This window comes from Lactobacillus sp. M0390 (assembly GCF_016102085.1).
GTDB classification, from domain to species: domain Bacteria; phylum Bacillota; class Bacilli; order Lactobacillales; family Lactobacillaceae; genus Lactobacillus; species Lactobacillus apis.
Genome location: NZ_JACFPH010000001.1, coordinates 643912 through 664941, shown reverse-complemented (window position 1 = coordinate 664941; position 21030 = coordinate 643912). Strand labels below are relative to the sequence as shown.

The following is a 21030-nucleotide window of genomic DNA, read 5'->3' as shown; positions in this document are numbered from 1 at the left end:
GTTGAAAAATAAAGTGTCTATATTTTTTGCTTGTAAGCACTTACTATTAAAGCATAAATAGTTTTAAAGAGGTATACGGTTATGAAAATTTCAAAGAAAGAAAATTATGATGTTGTAGTTGTAGGTTCGGGTGCTGCTGGTCAAGCTGCTGCATTAACAGCTGTCGAGAACGGTAACAGTGTTTTGATGCTTGAAAAGGGGCGTCACACTGGTGGCTCTGCAAATTATAGCGAGGGACTTTTTGCAGTCGGTTCATATTTACAAAAAGAAAAGGGAATTAATGTTTCAACTTTGGATGTTTTAAAAGAAGAAGTTGAGTATTCCAGCTATAAGGCTGATTCAAGGATTTGGCGTAATTACTTGGATACTAGTGCCGAGAATATTAAATGGTTACATGATGAAGGTGTTGAATACGAAGGTGTTCAAGCAATGGGTGCTGGTGAAGCAACGTGGCATATTTATAAAGGATACGGCGATGGCGCAATGCACAATGGTTTGGAGCCTCGTTTCAAAAAATTGGGTGGAGAACTTTTAACTTCTACATCAGCAATTAACCTAGAAATTGATTATGATGGCAATAAAAAGGTAACACTCAAAAATGAAGCTAATGGTGACATTGAAACAATTACAGCCAAAGTAGTGATCCTGGCAACAGGAGGCTATTTAAACAATGACGAAATGATGGCAAAAGAAACCAATTATGATTTATCCAGATTGATTACAGTTTCATGTGGCAAAGGCACTGGTGATGGTTTGAGACTAGGATGGCATGTTGGTGGTCAAAAATATGGCATGGGTACAGCAATGCTATTTGGTGGCTATCTGAAAGATCCAGGCCAACCATCGTTCAAGATGATGCGGAGTCAGATGAATGTGGCTGCAGGACAACAGCCTCTTTTATGGGTAAATGAAAATGGTGAGAGATTTGTTGATGAATCAGTCGTTTATAACTTTTCATATGCTGGCAACGCTCTGTACAGTCAAAATAAGGTTTACAGCATTTTAGATAAAAAGATCATTGATGAAATGGCTGAAAAGGGTAACTTTATGGGACTAGGTGTTTACATTGAACGTGGACACAAGATGGATAAGTTACAAGAAGAAATTGATCAAGCAATTAGTGAAAACAAACCATTCATCTTTAAGGCAGATACGCTAGAAGAATTAGCAAAAAAAATGAACTTGCCAAGAGATAAGTTTGTTCAAAATATTGAAAAATTCAATGAAGATGTAAAATCTGGTGAGGACAAGTCATTTGGCAAGGATCCAAAATATTTAAGAACTGTTGAAGACGGTCCATTTTATGGCTTTAAGTTAACAGTTGGTGCATATTGCACGATGGGTGGTCTAAGAATAACCCCTGATAATGAGATTGAAGATGAAAAAGGTCAACCAATTAAAGGTGTATATGCAACAGGTAATGATGCAAGTGGTTTAACTGGAGATACATATGGTCCAAATATGCCAGGAACTTGTGCAGGATATGCATTTTATTCTGGAAGAAATGCAGCGCAACATGCACAAAAATATTTGAAATAATAATTGATTAAAAAGCTCTGTTTAATACGACAGTGCTTTTTATTTTCAACAAAAAATAATAAATAAGTAGTGCGTTTTTCTTCTATTAAAATAAGCTTTTAAAGAGAAAATAAATTTCTTAATAAAATTCTGCTCTTTTGTTTTGTAGTCCTACATTTGCCATTTTTATATGGTAGAATAACTAAAGTTAATAGAGGAGGTTGTCATGACTCAAGTTAAATATAAGCGAATTGTTTTAAAGATTTCTGGTGAAGCATTGGCTGGTAGTCAAGGTACTGGAATTGATCCTACAGTTATCAGCCATTTAGCCGAAGAAATTAAATCAGTTCACGACCTAGGCGTTGAAATTGGAATCGTTTGCGGTGGCGGTAACATGTGGCGTGGTGAAACTGGTGAAAAACTGGGAATGGAACGTTCACAAGCAGACTACATGGGTATGCTAGCAACTATCATGAATGGTTTAGCTCTTCAGGATGGTCTAGAGCATGTAGGTGTGCCAACAAGATTACAGACATCAATCGAAATGAGACAAATTGCTGAGCCTTACATTAGAAGAAAGGCAATTCGTCACCTTGAAAAAGGCAGAGTAATAATCATGGGTGGTGGAACCGGTAACCCATACTTTTCGACTGATACCACTGCAGCTTTACGTGCAGCTGAGATTAATGCAGATGTCATTTTAATGGCTAAAAATGGTGTTGACGGAGTTTACTCCGCTGATCCAAAAATTGATCCAAACGCTAAAAAGTACAATGAGTTAACTCAACTTGATGTAATCTCCAAAGATTTGAAAGTTATGGATAGAACTGCTAGTTCACTTTCAATGGATACAAATATTCCGTTAATTGTATTTAACGTCAATACAGAAGGAAATATTAGAAAAGTCGTTATGGGTGAACATATAGGAACTGTAATTGAAGGTGGAAAATAATGAATAACGAAACGATTAAAAAAGCGCAAGATAATATGGAAAAATCTATCAGCGTTTTTGAAAAGAATCTCGGCTCTATTCGTGCCGGTGTTGCCAATGCAGCCTTGCTTGATGGCGTTCAAGTTGAATACTATGGTGCGCCAACCCCATTGACTCAAATGTCGAGTGTGACTATTCCAGAACCTCGTGTTCTCTTGATTACACCATATGACCAAAACAGTGTTGATGATATTGAACATGCTCTTCTTGCTTCAAATCTAGGCTTAACACCAGCAAATGACGGTAAAGTTATTAGACTAGTTATTCCTCAATTGACTGGTGAAAGACGTCAAGAAATTGCCAAAGAAGTAAATAAAATTGCCGAAGAAGGAAAAATTGCTGTTAGAAACGTAAGACGTGATGCAATGAACTCACTTAAGAAGCAACAAAAAGATGATGAAATAACTGAGGACGAGCAACGTAACCTTGAAAAAGAAGTTCAAAAGGTAACGGATCAAGCAACTAAGAAGATTGATGAATTAGCTGATAAAAAGCGTAAGGAAATTACTCAAGGCTAAAAATGGCAGAAAAAAGAAATCAATTAAATCATCTTGCAATTATTATGGACGGTAATGGTCGTTGGGCTACAAAACAAGGTAAGCCACGTGTGGCTGGTCATTACGAAGGGATGAACAATGTTGAGAGAATCACTCTAGCAGCTGATCAACTTGGAATAAAAGTCTTGTCTCTATATGCTTTTTCAACTGAAAACTGGGCAAGACCAAAAGAAGAAGTTGCGTATTTAATGAACTTGCCTGTACGCTTTTTTGACCACTTCATGCCGACGTTAATGGAAAACAATGTAAAAGTTAATATTATGGGCTATTTGGATGAATTACCTCATAAAACATATGATGTAGTTCAACGTGCAATGGCAGAAACTGCGCAAAATACTGGTTTAATATTAAATTTTGCTTTTAATTATGGTTCAAGAAGAGAAATAACCACAGCGGTTAAAGAAATTGGTACGTTAATTGAGACTGGGCAGCTTACCAGTGATCAAATCACTGAAGAACTAATTTCGAATCGACTAATGACCGCAAGTTTCAAAGAATTTAGGGATCCTGATTTGTTAATTAGAACCTCTGGAGAACAACGCATCTCTAATTTTATGCTCTGGCAATTGGCCTACTCTGAACTTGCATTTAGCCCTAAAAATTGGCCTGATTTCACAAAAGAGGACTTGCAAGAATTTGTTAGTGATTTTCAAAATCGTCATCGCCGCTTTGGCAAATTAGATGAAACGGATAGTTAGGTAGTTATTATATGAAACAACGTGTAATTACAGCAGTTATTGCTTTGATTTTATTTATTCCAATCGTCATTGCGGGCGGTTTGTGGATGGATTGGCTGACAGTCGCTTTTGCTGCAGTTGGAATAAGTGAAATCTTTTTAATGAAAAAGCAGATTTTAGTTTCTGTTAACTTTTTGCTAGCTTTATTGGCAACAATCACTTGGGCAGTTCCCGATAGTTTTATCAAGAGCATGCCGTTCCACTGGACTAAATACGGTATTTACTTTGCTCTAATTATGTTAATGCTAACTTGGACAGTTTTATCAAAGAATAAGACAACTTTTGATGATGTTTCAGTGTACACACTTGGTTCACTGTATATCGGCACCGGTTTTCACTACATGGCAAGCATCAGAAATAGTTCAAACGGCTTAGCTTTACTTTGCTATGTTTTTGTTGTCGTTTGGTTGACTGACACAGGTGCTTACATGATTGGACGTAAAATAGGTAAACATAAATTATGGCCAGTGATTAGTCCTAATAAAACATGGGAAGGATCAATTGGCGGAACTATTTGTGCTGTCATTTGTGCCGCTATCTATGTATATTTCGTCAATGTCGATTATCCGCTATGGCAAATGGTTGTTTTTGCTTTGATTCTATCAATTGTTGGCCAAATGGGTGACTTAGTTGAATCCGCATATAAACGCTATTATGGTGTTAAGGACTCAGGTAAAATTTTACCGGGTCACGGTGGAATTTTAGACCGATTTGATAGTATGCTATTTGTTTTGCCGGTATTCGCGGCATTACTAGGAATTATACATTAGGAGTATTCCATGAAAGGTATACTGATTTTCTTAGTAGTTTTTGGCTTGTTAGTGTTTGTTCACGAATTCGGGCACTTTATTGTTGCAAAAAAGTGCGGCATTTTAGTTCGTGAATTTTCTATTGGAATGGGTCCTAAGCTATTTCAAGTAAGACGGAATCCAACCACTTATACTATTCGCTGGCTACCTTTAGGTGGGTACGTTCGTTTAGCAAGTAAGGACGATGAAACTGAGCTTTCGCCTGGAATGAATGTAGTTCTTCAACTAAATGATCAGAATAAAGTGGTCAAAATTGATGCCTCAGAATCAGATATTCCGGTGGAAGGAATTCCAGTTCAAGTAATAAAGGCTGATTTGGTAGATAAACTGGTAATCGAAGGCTATGAAAATGGTGACGAGGAAAAACCAGTTAGCTATTCGGTTGACCATGATGCAACTGTCATTGACCAATCAAAAACTGAGCTAATAATCGCACCTCGTGATACACAATTTCAAGAAGCAAATGTTTGGCAAAAACTTGCTACTAATGTTGCTGGACCTTTAATGAACATCTTGCTTGGCTTTGTGGTTTTCATGATTTGGACGTTTACAATTCCAGGTCCTGCAACTACAACAATTCAATCAGTGTCACCTAATTCACCAGCTGATATAGCTAAGATTGAAAAGGGATCAAAGTTTGTTTCGATTAATGGTCACAAGACGAGTTCATTTGAGGATGTCTCTAATATAATTGCTCAAAGTAAAGGCCAGAACTTAAAGATAGTTCTGGAAAAAAACAAGCAGACTACTACAGCTACGGTAAAGCCAAAGGTTGTAAAAGTCAGTGGTCAAACTGTTTACCAAATAGGAATTAAAGCTCAAAGTGACGATCGAGCTATTTCAAAAGCTAAACGTGGATGGAATACAGCTTTGTCAACCACAGGAATGATTTTTAACGCTTTAGGTGGTTTAATTAGAAACTTTAGTCTGAATAAATTGTCTGGTCCTGTGGGAATTTACTCTCAGACGGCACAAGTTTCGCAAATGGGCTTTTCATACCTTTTGGCATTTTTAGCAATGATTTCAATTAACTTGGGAATTGTGAACTTAGTACCGATTCCTGGACTTGATGGCGGAAAGTTCTTACTTAATATTATTGAAATTTTCCGTGGGAAGCCTATTTCTGAAAACCATGAAGCTATTGTTGAATTGGTTGGATTTGGTCTGCTCTTACTTTTAATCATCGCAGTTACTGGTAACGATATTTATCGCTACTTTATTAAATAAAGAATTTGGGGAGAATTTAATGCGACAATCTAAAATATTTATACCTACTTTAAAAGAAGCACCAACAGATGCGGTTGCTGAAAGCCATAAGCTGATGCTTCGTGGTGGCTATGTAAGACAAGTTACTGCAGGAGTTTATGCTTATTTGCCTTTAGGTTTTCGAGTTTTAAATAAAGTCGAAAAAATCATGGAAGAGGAAATGGAAAAAATAGGTGTTCCAGAAATGGAAATGCCTGAACTTTTACCAGCAACTCTCTGGGAAGAATCAGGTAGATGGCAGAAGTATGGTCCTGAAATGTTTCAGTTAAAAGATCGCCATGGACGTCAAAGTCTTTTAGGGCCAACCCATGAAGAAACTTTTACCGAAATTGTTGCTAAAAATCTCAAGAGTTATAAGCAAATGCCAATTGCGCTTTACCAAATTCAAACTAAGTTCCGTGATGAAAATCGTCCTCGGTTTGGTTTACTTCGTAGCCGTGAATTTATTATGTTAGATGCATACAGTTTTGCTGCTACTAGCCAACAATTAGATGAGCAGTTTGATGATGAGAAAAAGGCATTTGAAGCGATTTTTAATCGTTGTGGTGTCAAAGTAACACCAGTAATTGCTGATTCCGGCACAATGGGTGGTAAAAACTCAATGGAATTTCAGGCTCCAGCTGCAATTGGTGAAGATACCATTGCAACTAATGAGGCAGGTACTTATTCTGCAAATCTGGAAATGGCTCAAAGTATTGACACATTTAAACAGGATCCAGAACAAGTTGCAGAATTAGAAGAGGTTGCAACTCCTGGTCAAGAAACAATTGCTGATTTAGCTGAATTTTTGAAAGTACCAGAAACAAAAATTGTAAAAAGTGTTTTATACATTATTAATGAAAAAGAACACGTTCTAGTTTTAATTCGTGGTGATAAACAAATAAATGAAGTTAAGTTAACTCATTTGTTAGATGCTGACTCTGTTCGTGTTGCTACTGATGAAGAATTAAAGGAAATTACAGGTGTCGGCAAGGGTAGTGTTGGTCCAGTTGAAGCAAATTGGCCTGATAAGATTATTGCAGACGATACTGTTAAAGATCTGACTAACGTAATTGTCGGGGCAAATAAAGATGGCTTCCAATTTAAGAATGCTAATCTGAATCGTGATTTTAAAGTTGAAGAATTCAGTGATTTACGTGTTGCAAATGAAGGTGAACCAGATCCTGTTGACCACTTACCATTAAAATTCACTACTTCAATTGAGGTTGGTCATATCTTTAAGTTAGGAACCTACTATACCGATAAAATGGGCGCAAGTTTCCTTGATCAAAATGGGAAGGCTCAGCCTGTTATCATGGGTTCATATGGAATCGGTGTAACCAGAGTTCTATCTGCAGTTATTGAGCAACATTTAACTGAACGTGGAATTTCTTGGCCTAAAGAAATTGCTCCTTATGATCTTCATATTGTTCAAATGAAGATGAAAGATGATGACCAAACAAAATTGGCTGAAAGTCTTGAACAAAAATATAGTGCTGACTATGATGTTTTATATGATGATCGTAACGAACGCGCAGGAGTTAAATTTGCTGATGCAGATTTAATTGGTGCGCCTCTTAGAATCACAATTGGTAAAAAAGCTAGTGATGGAATTATTGAGGTTAAGCGTCCAACTGATGAAAAATCAATAGAGCTGAATGTTTCTGAACTCGATGATTTTGTAAATAAAGAGTTAGGATAATTTCTGTGGCTAATAAAAACGAACTTTTCTTAAGACTGTTAGAACAAATTCATTTTCCAAATCAATTTGAAGACAATGCCTTATTAAGAAAAGGTGAAATTAAGAACGTGGATGTATATGCTAAAGAACATAGATGGGATATCCATGTTCTTTTTGCTACTCCGCTTAAATTTGAAACATATGATGCTTTAAATAAAGCAATAGAAGCAAATTTTTCATCTTTTGTTAAAACCAGGCTTTTTGTATCTACTCAAGATGGACTTGATGACTATTTAACTGATTACTGGAAGTACGCCGTTCAAAATTCTGATATTTTACAGCCAGTTGCGCGCGAATTTATTTCTAGTCATAAACCAAAAAAAGAAAATGGGCGTTGGATTATTCCAGTAGATAACTTGGTAGTTGATGGCCTTATTGAACAAAAGATGCTGGACCAACTTGCAGAAGAAATGCGCGATTATGGTTTCTTCAATTTAAAGTTTGTTACTGAAGTTGATGATGCCAATTCACTAAGCAATTTAGAGAGTTTGCAGCAACTGCAAGAACAGCATGAGCAAAGTATGCAGGAAGTATACGAAGCTGCGCCGGTCAAGGAAAGACCCAAGCAAACTACTTACCAGACTAAAAAGACGCACTATGGCAATCGAAAATTAGATGAAAGCCTACCAATTACTCAAATTAAGGATGTTATTGATGGTACAAGAAATGTTGTTATAGAAGGAAACATTTTTAATACAGATAGTAAAGAGTTAAAAACCGGTACAATCATCTTTACTGGAGAAATAACTGACTATAGTGATTCAATTTCCTTTAAAAAGTTTATTTCAGATAAAGATCAATTGGAATCAATTAAAGCTTTAAAACCAGGAACTTGGGCTAAAATGCAGGGTTCTGCTGCAGAAGACCAATGGAGTCATGATGTCGTATTCAACATTAACAGTTTTGAAGCAGTCGAGCATGTCGGAAGACAAGAAAAATATGAGGGTGATGAAAAGCGGGCTGAGCTTCACCTTCATACTAATATGAGTCAGCTAGATGCGACAAACACAGCCACCGATTTTGTTTTAGCTGCTAAAAAGTTTGGTCAAAAAGCAATTGCAATTACAGATCACGCTGATGTACAATCTTTCCCTGAAGCATATAATGCCGGCAAAAAGAACGGTGTTAAGATCGTTTATGGTGTTGAAGCAAATATGATTGATGACCACGCCATGCTTGTTCTTAATCCGGCACCAATGAAATATGAAAATAGAGAGTTTGTTATCTTCGATGTTGAAACAACTGGTTTGTCATCAGTTTACGACACAATTATCGAAATTGGTGCAGTCAAAATGAAGGATGGCGAGGTACTTGAACGCTTTGACAAGTTCATTAATCCTCATCATGCGCTAAGCGAACAAACAATCAATCTAACTTCAATTACTGATGAAATGGTGAGTGCTGCTGATGATGAAGCAGTCGTCATTAAGCAGTTCCAAGATTTTTATGGTGACCGACCATTGTGCGGACACAATGTTCAATTCGATGTGGGATTTGTAAATGCTGCGCTAAAAAGAGCAGGGTTGCAAGAAATCACACAACCAGTAGTAGATACGCTAGAAGTGTCCCGTTTACTTCATCCTGAGCAAACGAGACATACTCTAGATTCTTTAGCTAAAAAATACAACGTTGTTCTTGAGCATCACCATCGTGCTAATCAAGATGCGGAAGCAACTGGCTATTTAATGTTCAAACTACTTGAAGCCTTTACCAAAAAATATGGTGAAGATGATATGGGCAAGATGAATGATTATGCGGCTCATGGACAAGTTTTCAAAAGAGCTCGTCCGCAGCATATGACTATTTTGGCTAAGAACCAGGCTGGCTTGAAGAATATGTATCGGCTAGTTTCAATTGCTAATACAAAGTACTTTTACCGTATTCCGCGTACCCCTAAATCCGATTTAACTGATAATCATGAAGGATTATTATATGGTTCGGGCTGTTCAGAGGGGGAAGTCTTTGTTGCAATGATGCAAAAAGGCTATGACGAAGCTCGTGAAAAAGCTAAATTCTATGATTATTTAGAAGTTCAGCCACCAGCAAACTATTCCCAGCTAATTGAAGACCATTTAATTGCGGATGAGGCTGAATTAGAAGAAATATTAACTAACATATACAAGTTAGGAAAAGAATTAAATAAGCCTGTTGTTGCAACAGGGGATGCACATTATGTTGAAGAGCATGATGCAATTTATAGAACAATTTTGATTTCAGCGCAGCGTAGTAATCCAGATCGCAATAAAAAGCAACCTGATTTACATTTTTATACTACACAGGAGATGCTTGATGCATTCAGTTTCCTAGGTGAAGATGTTGCAAAAGAAATTGTTATTACTAATCCAAACAAAATTGCAGAATCGGTTGAAGAAATTGCTCCAATTAAAGACGGTTTATATCCACCTCATATTGAAAATTCAGATGAGGAAATGAAAAAGTTGACTTACGATAAGGCTTACGAGCTTTATGGTAATCCTCTTCCTAAAATTGTTCAGGATCGTTTGGATATGGAACTAAATTCGATTATTTCAAACGGTTATGCAGTCATTTACCTGATTTCACAACGTCTTGTTGCCAAGTCAAATAAGGATGGCTACTTGGTTGGGTCTCGTGGATCTGTTGGGTCTAGTCTGGTCGCTACTATGTCTGGAATTACTGAAGTAAATCCACTAGCACCTCATTATCGATGTCCAAAATGTAAATATTCGCAATTTTTTGAAAATGGTGAGTATGGCTCAGGTTATGACCTTCCTGATAAAAAATGTCCTGAGTGTGGGGCAGACTTGGTGAAAGATGGTCAGGATATTCCGTTTGCTACTTTCTTAGGCTTCCATGGAGACAAAGTTCCTGATATCGATTTGAACTTCTCAGGTGACTATCAACCTGTTGCTCATAACTTTATTCGAGTTATGTTTGGGCCAGGTAATTCATATCGTGCTGGTACTATTGCGACTGTGGCTGATAAAACTGCTTATGGTTATGCGAAACACTATGATGAAGAAAAAGAACTGAACTTAAGAAAAGCTGAACTTGATCGTTTGGCTGCCGGAGTCAGTGGGGTAAAAAGGACTACGGGGCAGCACCCTGCTGGTATCGTTGTAGTGCCTGATGATATGGACATTTACGACTTTACACCAGTCCAATATCCTGCCGATGATGTGGATGCTGCATGGAAAACGACGCATTTTGATTTTCATTCAATCCACGATAACATTTTGAAATTCGATATCTTAGGTCATGATGATCCGACGATGATCAGAATGTTGCAAGATTTATCCGGTGTTGATCCATTGACAATTCCACCCGATGATCCTGGCGTCATGTCATTATTTTCCAGTCCGGATATCTTAGGTGTCACGCCAGAACAAATTCAATCTAAAACTGGTACTTTGGGTGTCCCAGAATTTGGAACTAGATTTGTCCGTGGAATGCTTGAGGAAACTAAGCCAACCACTTTTTCTGAACTACTTCAAATTTCTGGCCTTTCGCATGGTACTGATGTTTGGCTCGGCAATGCAGAAGAGCTGATTAATAACGGTACCTGCAAGTTGAAAGACGTGATTGGTTGTCGTGACAACATTATGATGGACCTTATCCACTGGGGTGTAAAACCAGAGGTTGCCTTCTCAACGATGGAATCTGTTCGTCATGGTCGCGGAATTAGTGATGAAGACATGGAAGTTTTGAAGCAAAATGATAAAATTCCAGACTGGTATATTGAATCTTGTTTGAAAATTAAATACATGTTCCCTAAGGCACATGCAACAGCCTATATCCTAATGGCTTTACGGATTGCTTGGTTTAAGGTTTACTATCCGGAAATATACTACACTGCATACTTTTCTGTGCGTGCTGATTTGTTTGATCTGGTAGCAATGAGTCACGGCAAAAATACTGTGAAAAAAGCTATGGCAGACATTCAGGAAAAAGGAAATGACGCTTCTGCTAAAGATAAGAGTTTACTAACTGTTTTAGAAATCGCTAATGAATGTTTAGAGCGAGGTATAAAAATTAGGATGGTTGACATCAATGAGTCAGAAGCAACAAACTTCAAAATTATTGATCAACATACTATTTTGGCCCCATTTAATGCGGTTCCTGGCTTAGGGAACAATGCAGCTAAGCAAATTGTTGCAGCTAGAGCAGAGCAAGAATTCCTATCAAAAGAGGATTTGGCCAAAAGAGGTAAGGTTTCGCAAACAATTATGGATTATCTGGAAGAAAATGAGGTCTTGGAAGGGATGCCAGACCAGAACCAGTTATCACTTTTTTAATTTTTGCAGCAAGAATATAAATATGGTATACTTTTATAAGAAGTTCGAATAAATGATTCGGAGTGAGCAAGTTTTGCTCACTCTTTTTATTACGGAGGAAAGTACTTGGCGAAAGTTGAAGATTCTGTACTTGCAGAAATCAAACCAATCATTGAACAACGCAATGATGAATTTGTTGATATTGAATATGTTAAAGAAAAGGGTCAAAATTATTTAAGAATATATGTTGATCGCGAAAATGGAATTGATATGGATGAAATTGCTGGCCTTAGCGAATTGATTTCTGAAAAACTCGACGAAATCACACCAGATCCTTTTCCTGATCCATATATTTTAGAATTATCATCTCCTGGTATTGAGCGTCCTATCAAAACTGAAAAAGATTGGCAAAAGGCGCTTAATAACTATATTCATGTCGGCCTTTACCAAAAAATTGAAGGCGAAAAAGAATATGAAGGTACTCTGAAAGCCTTTAATGACGAAGAAATCGAACTTGAAGTAAAGGTAAAAACAAGGCGGAAACAGTTAACTATTCCCCGGAAGTTGATTGCAAACATTCGTTTTGCAATCGAATTTTAGAAAGGCTGATTAAAAACTTATGTCTAAAGAAATGCTAGAGGCCTTTGCGACTCTAGAAAAAACCAAAGGTATAAAACAAGATGTGATTGTTGAGGCTATCGAAGCAGCACTTGTTGCAGCCTATAAGAAAAACTATAATCAAGCAACTAATGTAGTAGTTGAATTTGATGAACGTAAAGGCGATTTTAAGTTAATGACTGAAAAGGAAGTTGTCGACGAAGTTCACGATGACCGACTTGAAATCAGCTTAAAAGATGCTTTGACAATTAATAAGGCTTATGAAGTTGGAGATAAAATCCGCTTTGAAGTTGCGCCAAAGAATTTTGGCCGAATTGCTGCACAGACTGCCAAGCAAGTTATTATGCAACATTTACGTGAAGCGGAAAGAAATCATATTATTGATGAATATTCACAATATGAAGATGAGTTGATTACTGGTACCGTGGAAAGGCGTGATAATCGCTTCGTTTATGTTAAAATTGGTAATGTCGAAGCTGTTATGCCACGTAATGATCAAATGCCAAATGAAAATTATAATCCGCAAGATCAGATACGTGTTTTGGTAACTCATGTTGGCTCAGACACCAAGGGAGCACAAATTACGGTTTCACGTACTGCTCCAGACATGGTTAAACGTCTATTTGAACAAGAAGTTCCTGAAATTTATGATGGGACTGTTGAGATAGTTTCAATAGCTCGTGAGGCTGGCGATCGAACAAAAATTGCGGTAAAATCTAACGACCCTAATATTGATCCAGTTGGTACTTGTGTTGGTCAACGTGGTGCTCGTGTGCAAAACGTTGTTAACGAACTAGGCGGCGAAAATATTGACGTTGTCAAATATGAAGAGGATCCTTCAGATTTTATTGCCAATGCGTTAAATCCAGCAGAAGTTATTGCTGTTCAGTTTGGTAATGAAGAAGACGAAAAGAGTGCACTTGTGATCGTTCCTGATTATCAATTGTCACTTGCTATTGGTAAAAAAGGTCAAAATGTTAGATTAGCTGCAAGATTAACTGGTTACAAAATTGACATTAGACCAGAATCTGAAGTTGAATTTGTTGATGAAAACACAACTGAAGCAAACCAAGAAAATGCTGAAGTTGAAACAGAGGAAATTGTTGATTCAGTTGCTGACGGCATAGATGAAGATATTTCGGCTGAAGCTGTTGATCAAGATGATGTTGAAATTGAAGACTCTACAGATAGCGACGAAGAGGCTGATCAAGAATAAAGCGAGGGGTGAGTTCTTTTGAAAAAAAGAAAAATTCCAATGCGCAAAGATCTATTAACAAATAGTATGCAACCGAAAAAAGAATTAGTCCGTGTCGTAATTGATAAGGAAAAAAATATTTCGGTTGATCCTACTGGGAAAAAACCAGGCAGAGGTGCATACGTATCTTTAGATCCGAGCAAAATAAAATTTGCCCAAGAAAAAGGGTTATTAGATAAGAGCTTAGGTACAAAGGTTCCTGAGTCCTTTTACGAAGAACTCTATTCTTACGTTGATCATCAAAAAGCAAGAAAAGAATTGTTTGGTGATAAATAAATTTGCAAAATAGAACAAAAGCATTAAATTTACTTGGACTATGTGAGCGAGCTGGAAAACTGGTTTCTGGTGTAGATATCGTTCTTGCGTCACTTAAGTCGAAAAAAGTAAAAGTAGTTATTTTGGCTAATGACAGTCATGCAGACACCTGCGAAAAAGTCACTAGAGCTGCTAAGCAAAATGACGTAACAGTAATAGATGATTTTAGCAGCGATGAAATATCACATGCGGTAGGCAAAAACCGAAAAGTATTGGGAATTACTGATACAGGTTTTGGTAAAGCACTAATACAAAAAATACATAAAGGAGTGTGATTTGATGACTAAGAAAAGAATTTATGAAATTGCAAAAGATTTAGGCATCGATAATAAAGACGTGGTCAAAAAGGCGAAAGACCTTGGCTTTGATGTGAAAAATCATATGTCATCACTAGAAGATTCTCAGGTGAATCAATTGAAGGGTAGTTTTAGCAACCCCGCTCCCGCTAAAAAGCAAGAGAAGCAAGCCAATAAAAAGAGCAGTAAAATCAAAATTTCTGTCACTTCAATTCGTAAAAACGAAAAGAACCACGAAGAAACCAAAAATACTAATGGCCCTCGACGTAGCAATAATCGTAAAGCGAATAACCGCAGTCAACAAAATCAAGACCGTTCTAAGCAAGCTACTAATCAGAATCACGCGCAAAAAGTTACCAAACCAGCTGCTCAAGATTTGCTTAAACAGTTGAAACAAAAGCAAAGAGTTGAGCAAAGTTCATTAAACAAGCAGACAGAAAAAGCGCGCGAGTCATATCATAAAGATATAAATAAGCCTGATAGTACAAAAGAAGAAAAGAAATCAACTGAAAAAACAGAATCTACTGTTTCAAAAGTAACTAAGGTGGAGAAAACAACGTCTACAGTAACTGGTCCAAAAATCATTAAACCATCACCAGCCAGATTGAAGCAAAATCAAGAAACTTCTTCTAACCAAGTTAGAAAAATTGACAATGCTGCAGCTCCTGAACCTGCTAAAGATGAAAAAAGACGCGGTAACGGTCATAATTCTCGCAACGCAGGAAAACCAGGACGTAAGGGTAAAAATCAGTCATTTGGCAATAACAGTAATGGTTTCTCAAAACGTCAAGAGAAGCGCAAGAATAAAAATAAAAAACATCAGGTTGAGCAAGTGCCTAAAAAGCAGCCAACTCAAAGAAAAGAGCGTCCATTACCAGAAACTCTTGTATACGAAGTAGGAATGAATGCCCAAGACTTAGGTAAAATTTTACACCGTGAACCTGCTGAAATTGTTAAAAAGCTGTTCATGCTTGGTGTGATGACCAACCAAAATCAATCATTAGATAAAGATGCAATTGAATTAATTGCTGCAGAATATGGTATCGATGCTGAAGAGAAGGTACATGAAGATATAGCTGATATCGACAACCTTTATAGTAAGCGGATGGAAGCTTCTAAAGAGTCGAAACATCAACACAAACGTCCACCAGTTGTCACAATCATGGGTCACGTTGATCATGGTAAGACAACTTTACTTGACCGTTTGCGTCATACTCATGTTACTGATCATGAAGCAGGTGGTATCACGCAGAAGATTGGTGCATATCAAGTTAGAATCGATAACCAACCAATCACATTCTTGGATACCCCAGGACACGCTGCATTCTCAAACATGCGTGAACGTGGTGCTGAAGTAACTGATATTGTTATCTTAGTTGTTGCTGCAGATGATGGTGTAATGCCACAAACTATTGAGGCCATTGACCATGCTAAAAGTGCTAAGGTTCCTATTATTGTAGCCATTAATAAAATGGATGCTCCAGGTGCAAATCCACAACACGTTACTGAACAGTTAATGAAATATAATTTAATTCCTGAAGATTATGGTGGCGACACAATTTTCGTCAATATTTCTGCTAAAACTGGTGAAAATGTTGATGAATTGTTGCAGATGATTTTATTGCAAGCTGATATGATGGAATTAAAGGCTGACTCTACACAAATGGCAATTGGTACCGTGATTGAAGCACGTCTATCTCGTGGGCGTGGTCCTGTAGCCGATGTTCTTGTTCAACAAGGAACTTTGCGTACAGGTGATCCAATTGTCGTTGGTAACCGCTTTGGTCGTGTCCGTGTAATGACAAATGATCGTGGTCGTCAAGTAGAAAAAGCAACGCCATCAATGCCAGTTGAAATCACTGGATTGAACGATGTTCCTGAATCAGCTGATAAGCTGGTTGTCTTTGAAGATGAAAAGACTGCTCGTAGTGTTGGTGAACAGAGAGCACAACAGGCATTGCAACAATCACGTGAAAACGTTCAACATGTTACTCTTGACAACTTGTTTGATACAATGAAGAAAGAGAACATGAAGGAAGTTGACGTCGTTTTGAAGGCCGATGTTCAAGGTTCAGCAGAAGCATTACAACAATCACTTGAAAAGATTGAAGTTGAAGGCGTGCGCGTCAATATCATTCACGCAGGTGTAGGTGCTGTTAATGAATCAGACGTTACACTTGCTGGAGCTTCTAACGCATTTATCATTGGGTTCAATGTTCGTCCAACGGCAACTGCCAAATCACAGGCCGAAGCTGATGGTGTTGATATTCGTTTGTACAGTATTATCTATAAAGCAATTGATGATGTTAAGGCCGCTATGCAGGGTATGCTTGAACCAACATACGAAGACAAGGTTGTTGGTAATCTAACTGTTCGTGAAACTTGGAAGGTTTCAAAGGTTGGTACAATTGCCGGTGCATTTGTTGATTCAGGTTACGTTTCTCGTGATGCTGATGTCAACTTAATACGTGATGGTGTGGTTATTTACTCAGGTAAAGTAGCTTCTCTGAAACGCTTTAAAGATGATGCCAAAATTGTTAAGCAAGGATTTGATTGTGGTTTAACCATAGAAGGCTACAATGATATTAAAGTAGGCGATGAACTTGAAGCCGTTGAGCAACAAGAGGTAAAGCCTAACAACTAGTTTAACTAGGAGGAAAACATGAAACACAGAGTAGGTCGTGTTGAAGGAGAAATCCTCCGTGAATTAACTAAAATTTTGCGGAAAAATATTCGTGATCCGCGTGTAAGTGATGTTACAATTACAGCAGTTGAATGTACTAATGATTTATCATATGCAACTATTTATTACAGTATTCTCTCTGAAAGTGTTAAAAAGGAAGAGGAAGCTGCAGCTGGTTTAGAAAAAGCAAAAGGGATGATGAGACACTTGTTAGGACAAGTGCTGACAGTCTATAAAGTCCCTGAGCTGATTTTTAAACGCGATAATTCAGTTAAATATGGTAGTAAAATTGACCGTTTAATTGCTGAAGTAAAGAAGCAAGATGAGGATCGCAATAATTAATTAAGAAGCGCTTGCGAGCGCTTTTTTTATGGAATAGGAAAATATGATAAACGGAATTTTAGTAATTGATAAAGATAAAGGCATGACAAGTGCTGATGTTGTCTATCATTTGCGAAAAGCATTACATATCAGAAAAATTGGTCATGCTGGCACTCTAGATCCAGATGTGACCGGTGTATTGCCAATTGCAATTGGTCAAGCTACTAAGCTGATTGAATTAATGCACACACAGAATAAAAAGTATGAGGGCACAGGAATTATTGGTTATGCAACTGATAGTTATGATGTGAGTGGGACAGTTTTGGAAAGTGAAAGGATCACAGCTCCAATTTCAAAGGAAACCATCCAACAAGCAATGCAAAGTTTTGTGGGAGAAATTGAACAGGTTCCGCCAATTTATTCTGCTGTCCGCGTTAATGGGAAGCATTTATATGAATACGCTCGTGCTGGTATTGAAGTAGAGCGGCCAAAGCGGCAGGTACAAGTTTATCAATATGATATTAAAAATGATCCAACCTTTGATAAGGGAAAAGGTGAAGAAACTTTTGATTTTCAGATTGAATGTAGTAAGGGCACTTACGTGAGATCTTTGGTCAACGATCTTAAAACTGAATTGAATGTTCCTGCAGTTATGGAATCATTGAGAAGAACTGCTAGCTCAGGTTTTGATTTGAGCCAAGCAGTTAAATTGGATGAAGTAATTAATGCACCAGAAAAGATTGCCGATTTTATTCAACCAATTGATGCCTTTTTCAAGGATTATGAAAGTATCAACTTGAATGATCAGCAATGGCTTAAGGTGAAAAATGGTAATGCAATAGTTTTGAAAACGAATGCAAAAAAAGTTGCGTTAAGGTACAATAGTAGCATTAAAGCAATATACGAAAAGGATGACCACATGTATCATCCGTTTTTAATGCTATTACAAAACCAGTAAGATGAAATGAAGGCTTTATTGTGCAAATTATCCATTTAACTTATCCAATTAAGGAGAATATTTTCCCTACTAAGATTGTGCTTGCTTTGGGCTTTTTTGATGGTGTACATCGTGGTCATCAACATTTAATTAGAACTGCTAGAGAAAAAGCAACTGAGAAAAAGCTTCCTCTTGCAGTGATGACATTTGACCGTCATCCCAAGTCAGTTTATCAAGGAGCAGATGTTAGCTATATCGATAGCTTAGACGAAAAAGCATACAAAATGGAAAAATTGAATGTCGATTATCTTTTGGTAATGCACTTTAGTGATGCTTTTTGTAAGTTAAGTGCTCAACAATTTATTGATGAAATTATTGTAAAACTTGAAACAGATACAGTCGTAGCTGGATTTGATTATACGTATGGTCCAAAAGACGTAGCAAATATGGAAAATTTCCCTAAGTTTGCTAAAGGCAGATTCGATATCGTCAATGTGCCACAGCAGTCATATGGTGGACAAAAAATTGGTTCTACTGAAATAAAAAAAGCCATTGTTAATGGTGACATGGAACTAGCTAATGAACTTCTTGGCTTTCCATATATGATGTCTGGAAAAATTGGTCATGGTTTGCGCAACGGGCATAAGCTCGGTTTTCCAACTGCTAATTTGGTTTGGCAAGATAATAAGGTTATTCCAAAAATTGGTGTTTATGCCACAAAAACGAAGATTGATGGGCATTGGTATGATTCAATGACTAGTGTTGGATACAATGTAACTATCGGCGATGGAAAAAAAGTTTTAATTGAATCAAATTTATTTGGCTTTGATGAAGAGGCCTATGGCAAAAAAATGACTATTAAATGGTACAAGTATACACGTGGTGAGATAAAATTTGCCAATTTGGATGATTTGAAAAAACAAATGGAAGCAGACGAGAACGAAATTAAGGCTTATTTTGCTCAGCAAAGTTAATTTTAGTTAAACAGTAATTCAAGTTAAAATTAATTGCGAAAAAATTAGCACTCAACTTGACATTCTGCTAAAAGCTAGTATCATAATAATTGTTAGCACCAAAAAAGTATGAGTGCTAAAAGTGAGGGCGATATTTATGTTGACCGAACGTCAAGAATTAATTTTAAAAACAATTATTAATGATTTTACTCAGACGCATGATCCTGTTGGCTCAAAAACAGTGATGAATCAGTTACCGATGAAAGTCTCAAGTGCGACAATTCGAAATGAAATGGCTGCACTTGAAGATAAAGGTCTTCTTGAGAAAACACATCTTTCAAGTGGACGAATTCCGTCAATGAACGGTTATCGGTACTATTTAGACAACTTGCTTGAGCCACTTAAGATACCATCCTCTGTTTACAAGAGAATTGTTAGTCAACTTGATCAACCTTTTCATCAGGTTAATGAAATTGTTCAAGAAGCAGCAAAGATTTTATCTGATTTGACTAATTACACAGCCTTTGCAGAAGGGCCAGAAAACAATGATATTACAATAACTGGTTTTAGAATTGTCTCCTTAGTTAATAGACAAGTGATGGCAATTTTAGTTACTAGTGATGGTGATGTTCACAATCAAGTTTATAACTTGCCACGTAACATCAGTGGTGATGAAATTGAAAAAGCAGTCCGAATGATTAACGATGAGTTAATTGGCAAAACGCTAAATGAAGTTACATCATCTTTGCTTAATCGAACTTTGGGTAAGAAACTTGCTGATTCTCATGCAAGTGATTTACTTGAGTTGGTTGAAGACGTCATTAAAGACGCTACAAGTGAGCAAATGTATGTTGATGGTCAGATTAATTTACTTAATAATACTTCTTTGGATGATGTTTCAAGTTTACGCTCCGTTTATGAGTTAATTGATCACAATGATTTGATTTCGGATATGGTTGATCAATGTATGAACTCAGACAGTGGTAAGTATCCAATTCGTGTTAGTTTGGGTTCAGATTTGCCAAGTGATTTACTTAAGGACTATAGTCTGCTCACTGCGGAATATAGTGTTGGTTCACATGGTAAAGGCGTAATTGCTTTACTTGGTCCTAACAATATGCCATATTCGCAAGTAATTGGTCTTTTGGAATATTTTAGAAATGAACTTGCTAAGAAACTACTTGAGTATTATGGTAGATTCAAATAAAGGAGGTTAGCCGTGAGTAAAGAAAAATATGCTAGTGAAAAAGATCTAAACAAAGATCAAACTAAAGCTGAAGAAAAAAAGTCTGATACAAAGGCTAATACTACAGATAAAAGTAAGAAACCTGAGACTTCAAAAAAGCTTGAAACAGAATTAGCAAAAATAAAAGAAGAACAAAAAGAACTAGAAGACAAGTACCTTCGTAGTCAAGCGGAAATGCAGAATATGCAAAATCGCTACAACAATGAACGTGCTCAATTGATTAAGTATGAGTCACAATCCTTAGCTAAAGATATTTTACCAGCGATGGATAATTTAGAAAGAGCATTGGAAACTAAGGTAGATGATGAGGCTTCGCGTCAACTTAAAAAGGGTGTTCAAATGACTTTGGATGCGCTTGTTAAAGCCATGAAGGATCATGGAATTAGCGAGATTGATGCTGAAAAAGCACAGTTTGATCCGAACTTACATCAAGCAGTTCAGACTGTTGCAGCTGAATCTGATGATCAAAAAGATCACGTTGTTCAGGTTCTACAAAAGGGATATTTATATAAAGATCGCACATTAAGACCAGCAATGGTTGTTGTTGCTCAATAA

At 37.0% G+C, this 21030-nt stretch carries 18 protein-coding genes; all 18 read left to right on the top strand.

What is annotated here, in order from left to right:
- Positions 1–81: 81 nt before the first annotated feature.
- The 18 genes from H3R25_RS03170 to grpE all read left to right on the top strand — a co-directional run bounded on the left by H3R25_RS03170 (position 82) and on the right by grpE (position 21030).
- Entirely contained in the window at positions 82–1539 is a 1458-nt protein-coding gene (locus tag H3R25_RS03170) for an FAD-dependent oxidoreductase (protein WP_198194281.1), read from the top strand.
- A gap of 205 nt (positions 1540–1744) precedes the next feature.
- Positions 1745–2470, top strand: a complete 726-nt coding sequence (pyrH, locus tag H3R25_RS03165) for a UMP kinase (RefSeq protein WP_074425221.1) — start codon at positions 1745–1747, stop codon at positions 2468–2470.
- The gene (gene frr, locus H3R25_RS03160) at positions 2470–3027 is read left to right on the top strand and encodes a ribosome recycling factor (protein WP_046307059.1); all 558 of its coding nucleotides are present in this window, start codon (positions 2470–2472) and stop codon (positions 3025–3027) included. Before pyrH ends, frr begins: the two co-directional genes overlap by 1 nt.
- Before the next feature lie 2 nt (positions 3028–3029).
- On the top strand, positions 3030–3764 hold the full coding sequence (locus tag H3R25_RS03155; RefSeq protein ID WP_074425222.1) for an isoprenyl transferase: 735 nt from the start codon (positions 3030–3032) through the stop codon (positions 3762–3764).
- Between the two features lie 11 nt (positions 3765–3775).
- Positions 3776–4573 (top strand): phosphatidate cytidylyltransferase, encoded by a 798-nt coding sequence (locus H3R25_RS03150; RefSeq protein WP_109715567.1) that lies wholly within the window; start codon positions 3776–3778, stop codon positions 4571–4573.
- Positions 4574–4582: 9 nt separating this feature from the next.
- Entirely contained in the window at positions 4583–5839 is a 1257-nt protein-coding gene (rseP, locus tag H3R25_RS03145; protein ID WP_198194280.1) for an RIP metalloprotease RseP, read from the top strand.
- A gap of 19 nt (positions 5840–5858) precedes the next feature.
- A complete protein-coding gene (locus tag H3R25_RS03140) occupies positions 5859–7559 on the top strand; it encodes a proline--tRNA ligase (RefSeq protein WP_198194279.1) in 1701 nt (566 codons plus the stop codon).
- Positions 7560–7564: 5 nt separating this feature from the next.
- On the top strand, positions 7565–11872 hold the full coding sequence (locus tag H3R25_RS03135) for a PolC-type DNA polymerase III (protein ID WP_198194278.1): 4308 nt from the start codon (positions 7565–7567) through the stop codon (positions 11870–11872).
- A 105-nt stretch (positions 11873–11977) separates the two neighbouring features.
- Entirely contained in the window at positions 11978–12451 is a 474-nt protein-coding gene (gene rimP, locus H3R25_RS03130) for a ribosome maturation factor RimP (protein WP_198194277.1), read from the top strand.
- Positions 12452–12470: 19 nt separating this feature from the next.
- On the top strand, positions 12471–13685 hold the full coding sequence (nusA, locus tag H3R25_RS03125) for a transcription termination factor NusA (RefSeq protein WP_198194276.1): 1215 nt from the start codon (positions 12471–12473) through the stop codon (positions 13683–13685).
- Between the two features lie 18 nt (positions 13686–13703).
- Positions 13704–14000, top strand: a complete 297-nt coding sequence (gene rnpM, locus H3R25_RS03120) for an RNase P modulator RnpM (RefSeq protein WP_101138666.1) — start codon at positions 13704–13706, stop codon at positions 13998–14000.
- A 2-nt stretch (positions 14001–14002) separates the two neighbouring features.
- The gene (locus H3R25_RS03115; RefSeq protein WP_074425229.1) at positions 14003–14314 is read left to right on the top strand and encodes a ribosomal L7Ae/L30e/S12e/Gadd45 family protein; all 312 of its coding nucleotides are present in this window, start codon (positions 14003–14005) and stop codon (positions 14312–14314) included.
- A gap of 4 nt (positions 14315–14318) precedes the next feature.
- Positions 14319–16979 carry a translation initiation factor IF-2 gene (gene infB / locus H3R25_RS03110; RefSeq protein ID WP_046307039.1) on the top strand — a complete coding sequence of 887 codons (2661 nt, stop codon included), beginning with the start codon at positions 14319–14321 and terminating at the stop codon, positions 16977–16979.
- Positions 16980–16997: 18 nt separating this feature from the next.
- Entirely contained in the window at positions 16998–17360 is a 363-nt protein-coding gene (locus H3R25_RS03105) for a ribosome-binding factor A (protein WP_046307037.1), read from the top strand.
- 43 nt (positions 17361–17403) lie between these two features.
- Complete coding sequence (gene truB / locus H3R25_RS03100; protein WP_198194275.1) at positions 17404–18297, top strand: tRNA pseudouridine(55) synthase TruB; 894 nt, start codon at positions 17404–17406, stop codon at positions 18295–18297.
- 20 nt (positions 18298–18317) lie between these two features.
- A complete protein-coding gene (gene ribF / locus H3R25_RS03095) occupies positions 18318–19250 on the top strand; it encodes a riboflavin biosynthesis protein RibF (protein WP_187157999.1) in 933 nt (310 codons plus the stop codon).
- Between the two features lie 136 nt (positions 19251–19386).
- A complete protein-coding gene (gene hrcA, locus H3R25_RS03090; RefSeq protein WP_198194274.1) occupies positions 19387–20436 on the top strand; it encodes a heat-inducible transcriptional repressor HrcA in 1050 nt (349 codons plus the stop codon).
- 12 nt (positions 20437–20448) lie between these two features.
- On the top strand, positions 20449–21030 hold the full coding sequence (gene grpE / locus H3R25_RS03085) for a nucleotide exchange factor GrpE (RefSeq protein WP_074425234.1): 582 nt from the start codon (positions 20449–20451) through the stop codon (positions 21028–21030).